This is a genomic window from Flavitalea flava, assembly GCF_054461575.1.
The window spans coordinates 63931-81579 of record NZ_JBTLQH010000010.1 but is presented as its reverse complement, the minus strand read 5'-3'; the positions used below and the strand labels follow the sequence as shown (position 1 = coordinate 81579).

Genomic DNA, 17649 nt, shown 5'->3' with positions numbered 1-17649 from the left:
ATATTAATACCCATATTTTTCCTTCCACAAACCCTTCAGGAATTTCCGCAGTTCCTCTTCTCTGGCATTTTTTCCAGGATCGTAAAATTTTGTACCGGCGATCTCTTTGGGCAAAAATTCCTGCAGTGAAAAATTGCCTTCATAACTATGACTGTATTGATAGCCTTTTCCATAATCGAGGTTCTTCATCAGTTTAGTGGGTGCATTCCGGATATGGAGAGGGACAGGCAGATCCCCGTGCTGGCGGACGGCAGACTGCGCAGCCCCTATAGCTGTCGTTGCGGCGTTGCTTTTGGGTGAGGAGGCCAGATAGGTTACACATTGGGACAAGATAAGATTTGATTCCGGGTAACCGATCTTGTTCACGGCGTCGAAACTTGCATTGGCGAGCAGAAGAGCGTTGGGATTGGCATTACCGATGTCCTCGCTTGCCAGGATCAGGAGACGGCGGGCGATGAACTTTACATCCTCTCCGCCTTCTATCATCCTAGCAAGCCAATACAAGGCTGCATTGGGATCGCTGCCGCGAATGGATTTGATAAAAGCGGAAATAATATCATAATGCTGTTCCCCGCTCTTGTCATAAAGGGCGACACGTTGCTGGGCGATTTCCATCACTTTTTCATCGGTGATCACGGCTTCTTTGCCTGCAGCATTACATACCACCTCCAGCAGGTTCAATAATTTGCGGGCATCTCCTCCGGAAATATTGATCAGGGCGCCTGTTTCTTTCAGTTCGATGTTTTCCTTGCTGAGTATTTCATCATCCTTCAGGGCGTGGAGTAATAGTTGGTTCAGATCCTTGTCATCGAGGGCCTTTAATACATAGACCTGGCAACGGCTGAGCAGGGCGCTGTTGACTTCGAAGGAAGGGTTCTCGGTGGTGGCGCCTATCAGGGTAACGATCCCTTTTTCAACTGCCCCCAATAAGGCATCCTGCTGGCCTTTGTTGAATCGATGGATTTCGTCGATGAATAAAATGGCCTTTTCTTTATTCCTGGCTTCTGCGATGACTTCCCGAACTTCCTTAACACCGGCAGAAATGGCGCTAAGCGTATAAAAAGGAACGTTAAGGGAATTGGCGATAATTCCGGCGATAGTCGTTTTGCCGGTCCCCGGAGGGCCCCAAAGGATCATGGAAGGCGGTTTGCCGTGTTCGATAGACGTACGTAAAACACTACCTTTGCCGGTCAAATGCTGCTGCCCGACCAGTTGATCGAGCGTTTGAGGACGAAGCCGCTCTGCCAGTGGTGCTTGTGAAGATAACATAAAGAATATTAAACGTAAATAGGACAACAAGTTACCCTTTTTCCTGTTTTAATTCAAAACGCTCCAATATGGTGCAATTCCCTTCGTTCAGGCGGGTATTTTCATTCGGACAGACATTTTGGGTGTTGGGGCTGCTCCTGCTTGTTACAGGGTGCAGGCCTGGTATCAGGCAGAAAAGAATAGCCGGACAAAGACTAAAATTATCAGGAATTGAGAATTATGCCATTAACCGGCCAGGGGTAGTTATGATCCGAACAGAGTATTCCGCCAATGTGTACGTCAATAATATGAAAATGGATAATAAAGCATTCAATGCTTTGTTGGAATCCATTCAACGGCTGGATAGGGAAGGGGGGATTCCTGCTGAACAAAAGCTGGACATTGTGCTGAGGGAAATGAACAGTCACCCGGCCCGTTTTTTCCAGACCACCTTCGACTATATTAAACAGCCGATGCAGATAACGGCTACGGGAACCGGCTTCTTTTTAACAGGAGATGGATATGTTGCCACTAATTGTCATTTGATCGAGAGGGAAAGCTCCTTTATCCGCAGACAATTTATCCTATCTGCCTTCCGGCAGATCACCGGGGCGAATATTGCAGCCCTGGAAAGCGCCTGGGCCACAACCTTTACAGAGCTGCAACGCAGTACCCTTTATAACACCTTTGCCTCGGTTTATTCCCGGTTGTTATCCATGGTACTCTATGACCTGAAAAAAAACATTTTTGTAGTTTACCGGAGCGACAGGGAGGACAGGGGGCCTGGGATTGAAGAGAAGGCTGCTACCGTCGTTATAAAAGGCCGGCCAATGCCGGGCAAGGACATTGCTATTGTAAAGATAGATGCCGGCAAGGAAATGCCCGTTCTGCCGGTTTCTGATGCCAGGCTGCCCCGGGTTGGCGAGCAATTGTTCGTTTATGGTTATCCCGGACCTGTCACCAACAATGATTTTGTATCGGTCGAATCGGCCATCGAGCCGACCCTTACGAGTGGAATTGTGAGTGCGCTAAAAAAATCGGTAGGCGGCTGGCCGATCATCCAGATGGACGCGAATATCAATCATGGCAGCAGCGGCGGTCCGGTATGTAATGAACGTGGAGAAGTGATTGGACTGACCACCTTTGGCAGTTTGGAAAATACCGGCGGGCTCGCTGCGGGATTGAATTTTGCCATACCCATCACCATCCTCAATGAATATCTCGATTCTGCGGATATAACGCCCGGGGTGGGTAAGGCCACCGTCCTGTTTTCGGATGCCCTTGCTTTTTTTAACAAACAGCATTTTCGTACTGCCCTTAAAAAATTCGAGGAGGTCCGGCAATTGAATAAAAACTATCCGGGTATATACACCTACATTTCCGATTGCAAGGAGAACCTCGCCAACGGGAACGAACGGGGAGCATGGCCGGTCACACCCGTTCTTTTGGTGGCAGCCGTACTTCTGTCGGCTGTTGGATTCTTATTGTATTCCGTTTCCACGGGCAAGAAAATACCATCGAAGTAACCTGAAGTTGAAAAATACATTCAGGGCGATGGCCAATCCCAGCAATATGACCCAGGATCCCATGGCATAAATATAGTTGATCGTATAATTGATCGTAAATCCTTTGGTACCTGCGGGCAGCTGCTTCTGCATGCCTGTCATGGCTTCCTTTACTTGTAACAGGATATCTCCCGCGTTCAGCAGGGTACCCAGGCCATTGGCTACAAAAGAAACCCCAAAGAAAAGAGCAACAAAACCGACGAACCGGATCCCTGACGGAGTCTGGTTTCCAAGAGGCCGGTCCGGATTCTTCAGGCTCCTTTGTAATTGGAGTGCCGCATAGTTATGCAGCAATATGGACGATAACAGGAATAACAGCACCAGCACCGGGAAACTATGCAGGGCTAAAGCGAATAAAATACCAAAGGTCAACAGGAGACCCCATACTACCAGGTTGAACCAGGTCAGTACGGCAGCAATCTTAGCTATTTTTCTCATCGGAGATTTTTAGGGACAGTTCCGTCAATTGTTTGTCGTCGATCGTTGACGGCGCATCCAACATCACATCGCGACCGCTGTTATTCTTGGGGAACGCAATAAAGTCCCTGATGCTTTCGCTTCCCCCCAGGATGGCACAAAGACGGTCAAACCCGAACGCAATTCCTCCATGGGGTGGCGCTCCGTATTCGAAGGCTCCCAAAAGGAAACCGAACTTGTGCTGGGCTTCTTCGGGACTCATTCCCAGGGCAGCAAACATTTTTTCCTGCAATTCCCGCTGATAGATCCTGATGGATCCGCCTCCGATCTCATTTCCGTTCAACACCATATCGTAGGCATTCGCCTTGATAGTCGAATAGGGGTGTTCCAGGTATTTATCCGCATTCCCGATGAGAGGATTATTGTCGATCATCACACTGATATCTGAAGGTTTGGGCGAAGTAAAAGGGTGATGACGTGCAACCCAGCGGTTATCCTCTTCTGCGTATTCGAACAGCGGGAAATCCAGGACCCACAATAATTTAAATTCGTTTTCCTTGCGCATACCCAGGCGTTTGCCCATTTCCAGGCGGAGCTCGCTCATCGCTTTACGGGTGCGTTCTTCCCGCCCTGCCAGCATAAGGATAAGGTCCCCAGGCAGTGCATTGGCCGCCGTGGCAATGACCTTCAGCCTTTGTGCATCATAAAATTTATCTACGCTGCTTTTCAGGGTGCCATCTGTATTAACCTTAATATAGACCAGTCCCTGCATTCCGATCTGCGGACGTTTGACCCATTCGGTCAATTCGTCGGTTTGTTTGCGGGTGTATTCGCTGCAGCCGGGAACGGCAATGGCCAGGACTGTTTCGGCGTTATCAAATACGCCAAAGCCCGCTCCGTTGATCAGTTCAGCCTGCGCCTGCGCAGTCCCCTCCACCGTAAAAGCCGATTTGAGGTTCAGCAGTTGCATGCCGAACCGGATATCCGGTTTATCGTTCCCGAATTTCCACATAGCTTGTTCCCAGGTCATGCGTTCGACCTTTTCCGTATAATCGATATGTTTTACCTCTTTGAAGATGTATTTGATCAGCCCCTCGAACATAGAAAGAATATCTTCCTGTTCCACAAAACTCATCTCACAGTCGATCTGGGTAAATTCCGGTTGGCGGTCTGCCCGCAAATCTTCATCCCGGAAACATTTTACCACCTGGTAATAACGGTCATAGCCGCTTACCATGAGTAATTGTTTGAAAGTCTGGGGAGATTGGGGCAGCGCATAGAATTGACCCTGGTTCATCCGGGAAGGGACTACGAAGTCCCTGGCACCTTCCGGAGTGGACTTGATCAGGAAGGGGGTCTCCAGGTCCATAAACTGATGCTCATGCAGATAGTTACGGGCAGCCCTGTTCACCTGGTAACGTAATTCCAGGTTCTTTTTTACGGCATTGCGACGAAGATCGAGGTACCGGTATTTCATTCGCAGATCGTCGCCCCCATCAGTATCATCCTGAATAGTGAAGGGTGGGGTGGCGGATTTATTTAAGATCGAGAAGGAATTAACCTTTAATTCAATATCTCCGGTTGGAATATTAGCGTTTTTGTTGCTCCTTTCGTTCACTATGCCTTTTACCTGGAGTACGAATTCGCGCCCCAAGGGGTTCTCTGTCAGTTCCTTATTCAGTTCTTCCCCGAACAACAACTGGGTAATTCCATACCGGTCGCGCAGATCGATAAAAGTGATGCTGCCGAATTTACGGATGGTCTGCACCCAGCCGGCAAGGGTAACGGAGCTGCCGGTCTGGCCTTTTCTTAATTCCCCACAAGTATGTGTTCGATACATTTCTTTACTTTTTTTCGTTTGATTTATTGATTATTGGCCTGCCTTAAAGCTACTTTGGGCTGAGCTCACGAACTGGGCTCCGCCCGGTTTTGATCCTCCCCGGGAGGTGCAAATGTACTTTAAAACCCCGCAGTTTTCATCACAAATCCCTCCATCCGTAAATTTTTGTATTTTACAGGGTTATGTCCAATGAGGCTGCATATATGGTCGTCCTGGTATTGTCCGGAGTATTTTTAGTCCGGCTGATCCAGTATGGATATATGGGTTTTCGAAGAAAAAAGATCAGCCGCGTATATGTGGACAGACAACAGGATTTTGACGCCATTTTGTCCCAGTACAACCCTTATTACAAAAGCATGGATAGTACCGGACGTGAACGGTTTCTGAAAAGGGTGCTGGTTTTCATGGAATTTAAGGAATTTCAATACATTGACATAGAACCGGAAGAGCGGATGCCCCTGTTGATCAGCGCAACAGCCATTCAATTAACCTTCGGGCTGGAAAACTACCTGCTGGATTATTTTAAGACCATTTTTATCCTGAAGAACAACTACCGTTATGGGCTCTATAATGTGCCTTTTGAGGGTCATGTCAGCGAGGAGGGGATCTATTTGTCCTGGAGCAATTTCATCCGGGAATTTATCGATTATTCGGATGGCCAGAACGTAGGTCTGCACGAAATGGCGCATGCTTTAACTTATGTCAACTTTACGGTCAATGAAGGCCGGGATAATGCCTTTCATGAAAAATTCAAGGATTTCTCCACCGTTGCCCGTCCGGTTTTTGAACGGATGCAGGCGGGAGAGGTCACCATATTGGATCCTTACGCCGCCACCAATTACCAGGAATTCTGGGCGGTATGTGTGGAAACCTTTTTTGAACGATCCACTACCTTTAAGAAACAACTCCCCGATCTATATTTTTCCCTTTGCACGCTGCTGAACCAGGACCCGCTGACCCCGGCAAAAGTCAGTACTTTACCCGAGGCTTTTTAAGCCCTTTTTAATAAATAATTTTTCTGTAAATAGTTAACAGTCAATTAGTTGCAAAAATGAACGGAAAACATTTCCCCAATGCTTTTGATTTTTGGAAATTCTTTCTATCTTGTTCCCAATCCGTAATAATTCATTCCTCTTGAGTAAACCCGCCTATAGGTTTTCCACTCTTTTTTGGTTATAGACCATAGCTCCGTATCCAAGGCCAATGTAAGACCCGATTTCAACAATCGATCTTCTCGAAACAAAAAGAAAAATGAGCCTCATGGAAATCATTATTATCTGTTCTTTGGTCCTGGGTGTATTATTACTCAATCATCCTGTTACGGCGCTTGTTCAGAATCTATACTCCCGTTACCAGTTTAAGAAATTCATGGAAACGGAGACCTTTTATCATTCCGTTGTTTCTCAGCATTTTCCCTATTATAACAAATTAGGCCTGGAAGATCAGCGTAAATTTCTGTTCCGGACCTACCAGTTCGAGCAATCCAAGAATTTCCATTATATCCAGGTCAAGGAGATCGCAGAAATGCCGATCCTGGTAAGCGCCACGGCGGTCCAGCTTACTTTTGGCCTGGAGAAGTTCAAGCTTGGCTTTTTTGACGACATCTTTATATTGAGAGATGATTATCATTATGGATTTTACTCCCGCCCGTTCATGGGTCATGTGGATCAGACGGGCATCTATCTTTCCTGGGACAATTTTATCAAGGGGATTACCGGTCAGACGCCCAATTGTAATGTTGGTCTTCATGAAATGGGGCATGCGCTGGCTTATGTGAATTTTGTTACCCAGACAGAGGAAGACAAACATTTCAAGCAGGAGTTTCCCAATTTTTCCAAAGTCGCCCGTCCCATCTTCACGGCTATGCAGGAAGGCAGCAAAAATCTGTTGGGTGAATATGCCGCAACGAATTATCATGAATTCTGGGCCGTGGCGGTGGAAGTATTTTTTGAGAACCCGGCACAATTCAGGAATGACCTCCCGGACCTTTATGAGGCAATGACCAATTTGCTTTTCCAGGATCCTTTGTCATTCGCTGCAGGAAATACAACCCTTATCGCCAGTTGTATCCCCCTGACTGCCACCGGCGCCAGGCCGACGATCGACAGGTCTCTGCTCCGGGTCTTCGACCGGACTAATTAAATCATACTTACTGCTTATTGTTTTTTTATTTGATTTCAGAACCCGGGTTGTCGCCAATCCGGGTTCTGGCTTTTTTATCCCCTCTTTAAAATTCCGGCAAATCTTTGTACATCGGCTTCGGGCAATATGGGTTTTCCGTTGGTAAGGTGTTCTGTTAATTGGTTGGCGAAATAAGGTGCCAGAGAGCAGCCTTTCGTTCCCATTCCGTTCAGGATGCCAATGGCCGGGTAACGGGGATGAAAACCAACAAAAGGTCTTCGCTCCAGGGTAGCTGGCCGGACAGAGGCAATATGGTCGATTATCCTGAAGGGAACCTTTAACCATTCGGTAAGGACAGCTTCTGTTTTTTTCCGGAAGACTTCGGTTGGACCTGAATGTTCAAAGTTCCATTCGTAAGAAGACCCGGCCCAGAACAACCCATCCCGCCAGGGGGCGAGGCTGAGCCCTTTTTTGAACACGATCCCCCGCGCCTGTCCGATGCTTTGCGGTCCGGGGGATCTGTCTGCTAAAGATGATGCTAAAGATGATGCAAAAGGTGACCGGGATACAAGTTCTTTAATGTCCAGGATCAGGGCTTCTCCTTTATTGGGAGCGAAAGGCAGCATCGTAAAAAAAGGGTTGGAAAAACTTTCGGCGCCATCGCAAAAGATAAGTTTTCCGGCGCTTATCTCTTTATATCGAACACCTTTACCTTTTCCCGCCTCCGTTCCTACCCCATCCACGATCAGCGCCTCCAGGTCAAAACGTTCTTCCAGAAGAATACCCCTTTCGAGCATTCTTTTCCGGCAGGCAGCCAGTAATCCGGGCAGGTCGGCTAACCAGCAGGGATTTATCGACCCATAGCCGAAATCGTAACGGAAATACTCGTCCCAGGCATGTTCGTTTGCCGGGAGTTGGAGATACTGCGCATCTTCTTCATATCGTTTAAGAAAGGCAAGACGCATTTGAGGAGTGGGGAAAAAATCAACCACCGTTTGCGGCGCTAAAAAATTTTTACCCAAGGTTTCTCCGATCCTCCGGTAAGCTTCCTGGGCGAAGGGCAATAATTCGTCGATCATCCAGGTTTTTACCATTCGTCTTCCGGTTACCGGATTGATAAGTCCGGCCGCTGCCCTGGATGCCGTGTTCGGCCGGGACTCATCGATCACCAGAAAGGAAACACCTGCCTGTTCCAGCCACCAGCTAAGAAATGTTCCGCAAATGCCCTGTCCAATGATCAATACGTCTGTTTGCATGAAATAGTACTGCGATAAATTGAGGAAAAGTCCAATAGCTTTATCCGTCAAATTTAAGTGGAATGCATAAAAAAAGCCTGGAAATTACTCCAGGCTTTATATAATAGTCCCAAATCCTAATGAAAAACCCAATTAACTCTATACAAATAATATGCCTCGGAATTTACGTTTAAAACTGTTCCCATTTCTGTGGAATGAGGAAATGTTTCGGGAAAATACTTCCTCATTCCCGGCCCGTATTTAAATATTTTATCATTTGTTTGGCAATAATTCGGTAGTTGTATATTGCAGGTTACATGCAAAGTCTTAGGTATTACTTAGCTGCCATCACTGCATTCGTTATCTGGGGATTTTTCAGTTTTGTATTGAAGCCGCTTGGTGATTATGCGTCTTTGGATATTCTTTTTTACAGAGTATTCCTGAGTGCCGCCATTATGTTTATCATAAGTTCGGCATTTAGGGTAAAAACGCTAAAGGCGACGAAGGCTCATTATTTATCGCTACCGAAGGATCAAAAAAATAAATTGATCAGGCAGGTGCTTGGTGGCGGGCTTTTTTTGACGGCCAATTGGTTTTGTTTTATCTACGTGACCAATCATATAAGTGTGAAGGCCGGTTCTTTCGCTTACCTGATCTGCCCGATTCTTACCACCGTACTGGCGTATTTTATCCTGAAAGAACAATTGAATAAATGGCAATGGGTTTCTGTACTGCTGAGCGTAGGCAGCTGTCTGCTGCTTGCCTTTAATAGTTTGAACGATCTTTTATATAGCCTGGCTACAGCCTTATCTTATGCTTTGTACCTGGTCAGCCAGCGAAAAAATTATGGGGTCGATAAATTTTTATTACTGACACTTCAGGTAACGTTTTCCGCCCTGTTATTACTACCCTTTTTCCCGGCTTATCATGGCGTCGTACCCCAGGCTACTAAATTTTATATACTGATCACGGTAATCGCCCTCTTTTTTACCATCTTCCCATTGCTGCTGAACCTATTTGCCTTGAAGGGGCTGAAATCATCAACTGTTGGGATCCTTTTGTATATAAACCCATTAGTTGGTTTTTTTATAGCCGTGACCTATTATCATGAAAAATTGAATGCGGTGCAGGTCACGGCCTATAGTATCATTGCTTTTTCGGTAGTCCTTTTTAATATCAGAGTGCGCCGGGCTTCAAAGTAAAAATCTCCTTTCGCATCCTCTTTTATAGCAATGATGCTTTTATTATGCGTCCAGCTAAGTTCATTGACCATCAGGAACCGTATTTTTGATTTTCTTCGAAAGCATAAAAAAAGCCGGAGATAAATCCGGCCTGAGAATAATCTTCTTATAAGTAGTAAATTATTTATGTTTCTTAAATGACTCAGGTAAACCTACACGAGTTAGAAAGGCACTTGCCTCAGCGTGTTTTTTCATAATAATAGGATCTTTACCGTAATCTCTCATGTTTTTATCAATGGCAATTGGTTGGATCAAATCATTTTTTTTATTTATTTTTTTAACTCCCATAGTCACACAATTTAATAATTAGATTTACAACTTTTTTTGTTTCTGAGCAAGAAGGAACTATAACTCTTGCTTTTTTCAAATAACTCCCAAATACCAAATTTATAGCCCTGTATTACAAATAGTTCGGAAATTTCATTCAAATATTTATTTATTCCCATCTGGTAGAGTCTGGTTCTGGAAGGGGTGCTTCCCTTAACAAATAAAATTGCATTTGGATTTTCTTCCATGAAATAAATTACTATTGCTGCGATTGTTGCCAATACTTTATCCCGATCATGGTTATTTGTAACAACCTTGTCGTCAAAACTTTCCTTATCATCAATCCAATCACCAATAGCCTTTCAACTTCCGACAATGCGGAATTTTACTAAAAGGCATAAGAAAATAAAAGGCGATAATTATCACCTTACCGTTAAACTAGCTGAAGGATTAGCAATGGGATGGAGAACTAAAGTAGAAAATATTTTATTTCAAAAATAAAATGTGCATATCTTATTTTTCAGAAGCTCTGCTTAATGAAGAAATAAAAAAAGCCCTTGAAACAATCGCTTCAGGGGCTTTTTAAAAAAAGAGCTGGTTAAATAATAAAAAATCTTTCTACATCTTACGGATTATTCACCTCCACATTCACCCGTATCCCTTCGCTATGACTGGCGAATTCGGGTGCATACATACATTCTATATTCGTAACACCATTACTGAAATTACCATTCTGACCGACGAAAAGGGGATACTCGAAAATATAGGTTCCCCGGGGAATCCAGGAAAAAAAGAAATTCGTGCTGGCATCTTTAGTGCTTTCATAATAGCCCAGACCGCCCTGCCATTTATAACCGCTGATGACATTGACAGGTTCCATACAGGAAGCACGCATATCTTTTAGGTGAACGAATTCCAGATCGCGGTCGGTTTGTAATTCGATGCGCACCTTTACTTTATCGCCCACATGCAGTACGCCGTTTTCCGCTACCGGTTCCAATACAAGTCCCCGGTCTGTATTTTTTTCGACGAATAATTTTTTCACCAGTCTGACAGGAGCTTTGGCATTGCCGGGCAGGGTGATCTTATCCAGGTTCTCGAAATATTGCCAGTACACCGCGCCCCAGGCAGGAAGATCTCCCGTTGCTTTTTCTTTAGCCGTTGGCGAATTGCCGGTACCTGAACCTGGTGCCAGTGTAACGGTAATATTTCCCATAGAGGGCTTTACAAAAGGGCCGTCGATGATCTGTTTGAAATATCCGGTTCCGGCTTCCTGGTGTGCGCTTGTCGATGAGATCGTTTTATCACCGAGCCTGATCTCAACATTCCTTTCCTCGCTCAGCCAATTCGCTCCGCCCAGGAGAAGTGCATAGCAGGCATCGGCAGTTGCCTTGGTCGTCGGCCAGCTTTGGGTCTGTTTTTGTTTGAGGAGCCAGGTCTTAAGATCCCTGTCGATGGTGGCATCCTGGCTGATCTCCCGGAAGGCTTCGATCAACAACGACTGAGTTTCGACCGGAGCCTGGTACCAGTAATAACCGCCTTCCATGCCTTTCCAGTACATTCCTTTTTCTTCATCCCGGATAGCATTTTGCCGTAGGGAAGTCATGATGTCTTTGGCTGTCTGAATATCCCCTGTTCGGAAGAAAGCCAATGCGGCCATGCCCTGCATAAATCTGCCCGTCTGCGGCCAGGATTTTTGGGCTTGTTTGCGGAAATAATTCACGGCCGCAAAAGCATCCCCCGGAATCCCGTAATCGTTGAAAAAGCTGCGCATATACAGGTATTGAACAAGGTATTCGCCGATCCATTGGGTCTTTTTTTGTTTCATCAATTCCTCATAATCCTGTTTGATTTTTTTGTCAGTATAAGGAAGCGCTGCCGATACGATCATTTTTATTTTTTCCGTAAAAGAAGACGGGATGGCGTTCAGCTTTTGCAGATGACCGATACCCGTCAGGATATATTGGGTTATAAAACGATTGTCTTCTCCTCCTTTAAACCATACAAACCCTCCATTGGGCGATTGCAGATCCTTCAGTTTGGCCAGCGATGACTCCAGTTCACGGCTCATCCTTGTCATATCGAACAACAGGGCGATATTCTTTTTCTGTTGTGATTCGTTTTTTGCTTGCAGAACCCAGGGTGTTTCTTCCAGAAGCACGGATTTCAGTTCCTGGTTTTTTTCCAGGTTACTCAGCAAGGCTGCCGTATCCGTGGTTTTCCATTTTTCAAAAATTGCCTGTATACGCGGTGAGCTGCCGGCAATTTTGGATGCCAGGGCATTGGCATAAAAACGATTGAAGACCTGTTCCGCACATTCGTAAGGATATTCCATCAGATACGGAAGAGCCTGAATCGCGTACCAGGCCGGATTAGACGTGAACTCTACCGTCAATGCATGGTTATTGAGCGTTTCGCTATTGCCGCTCTTTAACAATTTATCCCAGGCGAATTTGCGGATTCCTTTTCCGGGCATATTCAGCGGGAGGCTTTCGGTCACCAGCATTCGGTTGCTGACAACCGGCAATACGCCTTCTTCCCCATCGCTGAATGTTTCCATCCGGTTTCCTCCTGCATGTGCAGGAGCACCTTTTGCAACCAGGCGGTAGGTCAGCGGTCTGTTATATTGAAAGGGGATTTCTATAGAAAATCCAACAGCACTGCTCTGGTGCGGTCCAACCGTAAAAAATTGGGTAGGCTGACGGTTACTGAACCAGCCATCGGCCGTCTTTCCGTTGGTAGGATCGGTTAATTGAAGCTCAACCTGGCCTGTCAATTCCGAATCGGTAAGGTTCACGATCTTCGTAGTCAATTCCATACGGTCGCCTTCACGTAAGAAACGCGGGATATTGGGCTGAACCATCAGTTGTTTTTGGGTAATGACTGATTTTTCAGCATACCCGAATGCCAGGTCCCGGGTATGGGCCAGGGTCATTAATTTCCAGGTGGTCAGGGCCTCGGGCATAGTAAAGGAAAAGTTGGTATTGCCCTCGCTGTCGGTCCTGAGATCGGGGAAAAAAAGAGCGGTCTCGTTAAAATTCTTCCGGATCTGTACCGGGGATTGCGCTGGGGATGTACTTTCTTTTGAATCAGTTGCTTTTACAGAAGCACTATCCGCAAGAAGTTCCTTCTTATTATCATTTGCAACGGCCAAACCGGGTGCCGCACCTGCCAACACTTTATCGGACTCTCCTTTCATCCGCATTGCCGCCTGGGGTGCCATAACTTTCCCTGCATGTACGTACATTTCTCCACCGTTTGTATATTGCCTTCTTCCCCCTGTATTCGGGCTTAACAGCACATCATACTGAAGGGTGAATGGCTGACCATAATCTTCATTCCAATACTTTTCCTGAGAACGGACCTCCGAAAAATTGGGCGTTCCATTCCATGCTTGCTCACCCTGGTAGATGGGATACAAGCCGGGTTTCTGCCAGCTTTGCATTTTAAATTGATCCAAGGAGGCGTCGTACATCCCGGCCAAGACTTCCGCGGTTACCTTATCGGCCTTATAACCTCCGATCTTTACCTGCCATTTTTCTTCGCTCCCCGGCAAGGTCTTGTCACGGAAACTGGTATAACTAACCGATAATTCCTTATTGGTCCAGGGAACGTTAATGGTATTGGAACGGGTGTAGACGCGGTTGTCTTTTACAAAAACATCGAGGATTCCGAACCCGCCGCGATCCGTTTCCGTTATGGGAAATTCAACACTTTTTTTATCCCTGCTCAGGGTCAAATAATAAAATTCATTTTCCTGCCCTGGCCCGGCTGGGTCCTGGCTGATGGCGTTTTTAACAGGGCTCCCTGGTTTTCCCGTAACCGATGGCCGAGGTTTAGGAAAGAGGGGACGAATTGGTTTTCTTCCATCCGTGCTACGATCGATTTTCCGGATGATAAACAGATCCGCAGCAGATGAACCGATATTCACCGTCGCTTTATCCCCGGGTTCGACCGTTTGATACTCTCCGAGTGCCCAATTATATTGCGGAGAAACAGGCTGGCTGGTTCTATTATCATACAGTTCAATATATTTTATCGCTTTTACTTCCTTTCCGTATTTATCTTTTGTCGTTGCCTCGATCACATACCATCCCGGTAAAAGCCTTTTGTCATTGATCTTGCCGCCAACCCGCATTCCGGTGGAAAACTCTCCGCGAGTGATCCCGATATTTCCGGTAGAGTCCAGGCGTTCAGACACTTTTTCACCCCTTTCCCAATTCTCCTTTTTCGTTTCATCCCGGTATTCATCATGCGGAAACGCGTTCAGGTATTCTTTTTCGCCAAGAACGAACTGGTCGGGCTGTTCCCAATACCTTGCCCGGATTAACCGGTCAGGAGCTTTTAATTGGTATATGGAGACAAGGACGCTGGCCGGTTCAGGTTCTCCGGAAAGATTTGCCGCCGTTACGGTTAACTCCTTCAAACTATCGGCCGGCAAATGTTCGGCAGACGGCTGGATAATAGATAATTCCAACGCCTTATAACCTACTCTTGCCGTAGTTGCCCCGCTCCGGGTTTCTCCATTGATATCCGTAATATCCGATGTTACTCTGTATTCGAAAACGGGATCAAGTTCTTTATTGATGTTCCTGTCGGGTAGTGCGGTAAAAGATATTACAAAACGGCCTTGTGCATCCGTCTTCACTTCACCATGAGCGATCTCCTGACCACTTACCGGATAGAAGTTTCTCCCATTCCTGAAAAGCCAGGGATAAGGGAAACGTGCCTGCCTTACCACCCGGTAGCGCACCGCAGCCCCATCGATATTGTTTCCGCTATAGGATTTTGCATTTCCGGTTATCCGGATGGTATCACCGACACGGTGGCTTCCCTTTAGCTTATCATATTCCACAAAGAATTTTGGTCTTTTGTATTCTTCCACCGAAAAGGATTGCTCATTTCCCGTCGAATCATCCACGATCTGAAACTGTCCGTTCAACAGGTTATCCGGTAAGGTGAACCGGCCATGATAAGAACCGAAATCATTGGTGCTCAATTCCAGGGAATCGACTTTTTGCCGGTTGGCATTATACAGGATCACCTTGGTTTTAAACGAGGAAAGAATCTTTGCCTTTTTGGAATCAAAATCCCGGGTGACTACGATTCCTTTAAAATATATCGTTTGTCCGGGTCGGTAGATCGACCGGTCCGTAAAGAAAAAAGTATTCAGGTTGTTCTTTTCATAGGTAAGCTTATCGCTGGTCAGGTTACCGGAAGCATCTTCCTCGCTCCGGCTATAATAATTGGGAGAAATCTGGTCCTCGGTGAAAAGATGATCCCCCGCCAGGCTGATCTCCAGCGATTGTCCAGCGATACGGTCGTTCTGTGCTTTTTCCTTAAGCCGAAAATAACCGTTCCCGTCCGTTCGGTACGACTCGGCTTTAACTAATTCGGTCCGGCCATCCTTATAATTATAGCTCCGGTTCCAAACCTGTACCGTAGCGGTCTTTAAGGGTTGACCCGTTTCCCGGTTCAGGACAAAATAATTTTGATCCTGATTTATAAAGGAAATGCCGGAAACATAAAAATACTGGACAGCCATCGCATTTTTGGTCAGCCCGAACCCATTTTCCGAGCAGGCCACGAGGGCGTATGATCCAACCGGCAAGGCCTCGATCTTTATTTCGGTGCGGTGAGTCTGGTAGTCTCCGGTTTCCGGTAAAGATTGGGTAAAAGTTTTAAGGGAAGGCAATTGAAGGAGCTTCGTCCAATAACCGTCTTCCCAGGGATTATTGCCCAGCTTTTCTTTTTGGATGCGATCTATCCGGATCAGCCGGAAATAGAGTTGCGAAAAATTACGCCAGGTGATAAGGCTTCGAAAGGGCTGATCGGGCAAATTCACTTTTTCCGTCTGCAGGACGAGTTCCTTATGTAGTATGGTATTCAGCAGCATCCCGCAATTCGTTTTTCCTTCGCTGCTATCCTTCTGTAAAAATACTTTCTCGCAAATGGCCTTTGCTTTTACATAGGCATACCGATTCGTCGTATCCTGGGAGGGGTTATACTTTCCTGCTCGTTCTGCATATTGCTGTGCCTGTAAATACCAGGCTTGCGCAACGACGGGTTCATTTCCAAAATGATCGGTCAGATACACAAGAGCCTTTGTATATAATGTCTCTTTGTCATCCATTACTGCAAAGGAATTGGCAAAAACGATCCTTTCGATATCCACGTCCAGAAATGCATCCGGCTTCGAGTCATTCAAGTGCAGACGAATAAGGCGCTGGAATAACTGCAATGCTACAAAATGATTGGAAAGAGAATCTTTCGTGGTGAATAAATACCTGGAAAAGACAGCGGCTTCGGAAAAGACCATCGGATCATCAAGCTCGAAGGCATAGGCAGGTTTGTTGATCTCTCTTTCACCTGTCTTAAAATAATCCAATGCCTTGTGCGCCAGCAGATCGAAAAGAGTTGGGCGCAGGCCGCGGGCATTACCTTTTATAATAATGGGATCATAGAATTCCAGTTTTGTTTGCTGCAATAGTTTTTCGTCAGCAAGGGAGCTTATATATAATGCACTGATCTTTTGTTGGAAATCTCCCGCATCCCAGGTGGCGATATCTTCTTTGACAAAATTTTTCGTTTGAGTCCGGTTATAGAATTTCCACCGGTTCTGTTGGAAATAGTTCCAGTACGCATCTGCCAATATGCTCTGAAGGATAGCCCTTGCAGGTTGTTTGGCTGTGACGCTCTCCTTATCCAATTCATCCAACGTTTTTTTTGCGCCATCTTCAATGGTCATTGCCTGCAGATTCATCCGATAAAGCAACGCCTTAATTACCTGCGGGTCGTTGTTTTGTTGTTTTGCGGCAGCGTAGATCTTGTTCACTTCGGTAAGCGCAGACTGGGTCAATCCTTTTTTTTCGATCAGGGAATCTACAGCCTTCCATTTTGCAACGTAATCAGCAGGACGGATCTGTGCCATTAATAAAGAATTAAATAATAAAGTACTTAACAAACTGGGGAGGGAGACAGCCAGAAATTTTTTCATAGTCATAGAAGAAAACTTTTTTAAAGTTACCGTTTTTATTGATTCTCGTAAATTAATTGACCGTCATGGCGTAATAGACATACGTCAGTTGGATGCTTGACAACAGACAATAGACGAAGGTTGCATTACTAAGGCCATTTAACGGGCAAAAATGATATCCCTTCCAAACAGATGCCCGCAACCGGGAAATTACATAGCAGGGAATATCCTTTCATTTCTATTTAACACGACTGTAACGTATAGGCATTAAACATACCTTCCTGTCTGTAATCTTATATAAGAGGAACAATTTTTAACCAGTAAAAATTAAAATTATGTCAACGAAATTTACCATAATTATCGCAGTGGGATTGTTATTTGCAGCTTCCACGCAAGCACAGGGTTACAATAAGACCGGCCATATGAATGCCTATCATGACAGGAAGGATATACGCCATGATCGTATGGATCTCCGTCACGATCGGAATGATTTCCGGTACGATCACAGGAGTTTGGAAAGGGACCGCCGGAAAGGAGATTTTCACGATCTTCATCAGGATCGCAGAGACTTAAGGCATGACCGTAGAGATATACGTCATGATCACCGGGATTTGCGTGATGATCATCATGACCTGAATCATGACAGGAAAAATTTCTAAACAGAGTTTCCAAACACCCTTTTATCGCGAAAGTCTAACCTTAAAAATACGTTTTTACAAACAGCGTACGAATACCTTCA

12 protein-coding genes are annotated in these 17649 nt (G+C 45.7%); 5 read left to right on the top strand and 7 right to left on the bottom strand.

The window, feature by feature from the left end; translation table 11 throughout:
- Positions 1 to 3 precede the first annotated feature (3 nt).
- A complete protein-coding gene (locus ACX0G9_RS11805) occupies positions 4 to 1269 on the bottom strand; it encodes a replication-associated recombination protein A (protein WP_459065108.1) in 1266 nt (421 codons plus the stop codon).
- A gap of 68 nt (positions 1270 to 1337) precedes the next feature.
- Here ACX0G9_RS11805 and ACX0G9_RS11800 point away from each other — a divergent pair, with 68 nt between their 5' ends.
- Entirely contained in the window at positions 1338 to 2774 is a 1437-nt protein-coding gene (locus tag ACX0G9_RS11800; protein WP_459065107.1) for a S1C family serine protease, read from the top strand.
- On the opposite strand, the gene ACX0G9_RS11795 is transcribed toward ACX0G9_RS11800, so the two are convergent.
- On the bottom strand, positions 2730 to 3251 hold the full coding sequence (locus ACX0G9_RS11795) for a hypothetical protein (protein ID WP_459065106.1): 522 nt from the start codon (positions 3249 to 3251) through the stop codon (positions 2730 to 2732). The genes ACX0G9_RS11800 and ACX0G9_RS11795 overlap by 45 nt on opposite strands.
- Positions 3235 to 5070: an aspartate--tRNA ligase gene (aspS, locus tag ACX0G9_RS11790; protein ID WP_459065105.1), complete on the bottom strand. Its 1836-nt coding sequence runs from the start codon at positions 5068 to 5070 to the stop codon at positions 3235 to 3237. The genes ACX0G9_RS11795 and aspS overlap by 17 nt, the downstream gene beginning before the upstream one ends.
- Before the next feature lie 182 nt (positions 5071 to 5252).
- Between aspS and ACX0G9_RS11785 the strand changes: the two genes are divergently transcribed.
- Together ACX0G9_RS11785 and ACX0G9_RS11780 are read left to right on the top strand one after the other, a co-directional pair.
- The gene (locus ACX0G9_RS11785; protein ID WP_459065104.1) at positions 5253 to 6065 is read left to right on the top strand and encodes a zinc-dependent peptidase; all 813 of its coding nucleotides are present in this window, start codon (positions 5253 to 5255) and stop codon (positions 6063 to 6065) included.
- Positions 6066 to 6330: 265 nt separating this feature from the next.
- Positions 6331 to 7212 carry a zinc-dependent peptidase gene (locus tag ACX0G9_RS11780; protein WP_459065103.1) on the top strand — a complete coding sequence of 294 codons (882 nt, stop codon included), beginning with the start codon at positions 6331 to 6333 and terminating at the stop codon, positions 7210 to 7212.
- Between the two features lie 74 nt (positions 7213 to 7286).
- Here ACX0G9_RS11780 and ACX0G9_RS11775 read toward each other — a convergent pair whose 3' ends face one another.
- Complete coding sequence (locus tag ACX0G9_RS11775) at positions 7287 to 8498, bottom strand: NAD(P)/FAD-dependent oxidoreductase (protein WP_459065102.1); 1212 nt, start codon at positions 8496 to 8498, stop codon at positions 7287 to 7289.
- 245 nt (positions 8499 to 8743) lie between these two features.
- On the opposite strand from ACX0G9_RS11775, the gene ACX0G9_RS11770 reads away from it, so the two are divergent.
- Positions 8744 to 9628 (top strand): EamA family transporter, encoded by an 885-nt coding sequence (locus ACX0G9_RS11770; RefSeq protein WP_459065101.1) that lies wholly within the window; start codon positions 8744 to 8746, stop codon positions 9626 to 9628.
- Between the two features lie 159 nt (positions 9629 to 9787).
- On the opposite strand, the gene ACX0G9_RS11765 is transcribed toward ACX0G9_RS11770, so the two are convergent.
- From ACX0G9_RS11765 to ACX0G9_RS11755, 3 genes are all read right to left on the bottom strand, one after another.
- Positions 9788 to 9955, bottom strand: a complete 168-nt coding sequence (locus tag ACX0G9_RS11765) for a hypothetical protein (RefSeq protein WP_459065100.1) — start codon at positions 9953 to 9955, stop codon at positions 9788 to 9790.
- 11 nt (positions 9956 to 9966) lie between these two features.
- Positions 9967 to 10290, bottom strand: a complete 324-nt coding sequence (locus ACX0G9_RS11760; protein WP_459065209.1) for a DUF6934 family protein — start codon at positions 10288 to 10290, stop codon at positions 9967 to 9969.
- A gap of 269 nt (positions 10291 to 10559) precedes the next feature.
- Complete coding sequence (locus ACX0G9_RS11755) at positions 10560 to 16937, bottom strand: alpha-2-macroglobulin family protein (protein WP_459065099.1); 6378 nt, start codon at positions 16935 to 16937, stop codon at positions 10560 to 10562.
- Between the two features lie 308 nt (positions 16938 to 17245).
- Here ACX0G9_RS11755 and ACX0G9_RS11750 point away from each other — a divergent pair, with 308 nt between their 5' ends.
- Positions 17246 to 17569: a hypothetical protein gene (locus ACX0G9_RS11750; RefSeq protein ID WP_459065098.1), complete on the top strand. Its 324-nt coding sequence runs from the start codon at positions 17246 to 17248 to the stop codon at positions 17567 to 17569.
- Positions 17570 to 17649: the final 80 nt, after the last annotated feature.

Excerpts from the sequence above, each read along its gene's own strand:
- ACX0G9_RS11805 (WP_459065108.1), bottom strand. The coding sequence starts at position 1,269 with ATGTTATCTTCACAAGCACCACTGGCAGAGCGGCTTCGTCCTCAAACG.
- ACX0G9_RS11800 (WP_459065107.1), top strand. The coding sequence starts at position 1,338 with ATGGTGCAATTCCCTTCGTTCAGGCGGGTATTTTCATTCGGACAGACA.
- ACX0G9_RS11795 (WP_459065106.1), bottom strand. The coding sequence starts at position 3,251 with ATGAGAAAAATAGCTAAGATTGCTGCCGTACTGACCTGGTTCAACCTG.
- aspS (WP_459065105.1), bottom strand. The coding sequence starts at position 5,070 with ATGTATCGAACACATACTTGTGGGGAATTAAGAAAAGGCCAGACCGGC.
- ACX0G9_RS11785 (WP_459065104.1), top strand. The coding sequence starts at position 5,253 with ATGTCCAATGAGGCTGCATATATGGTCGTCCTGGTATTGTCCGGAGTA.
- ACX0G9_RS11780 (WP_459065103.1), top strand. The coding sequence starts at position 6,331 with ATGGAAATCATTATTATCTGTTCTTTGGTCCTGGGTGTATTATTACTC.
- ACX0G9_RS11770 (WP_459065101.1), top strand. The coding sequence starts at position 8,744 with ATGCAAAGTCTTAGGTATTACTTAGCTGCCATCACTGCATTCGTTATC.
- ACX0G9_RS11765 (WP_459065100.1), bottom strand. The coding sequence starts at position 9,955 with ATGGGAGTTAAAAAAATAAATAAAAAAAATGATTTGATCCAACCAATT.
- ACX0G9_RS11755 (WP_459065099.1), bottom strand. The coding sequence starts at position 16,937 with ATGACTATGAAAAAATTTCTGGCTGTCTCCCTCCCCAGTTTGTTAAGT.
- ACX0G9_RS11750 (WP_459065098.1), top strand. The coding sequence starts at position 17,246 with ATGTCAACGAAATTTACCATAATTATCGCAGTGGGATTGTTATTTGCA.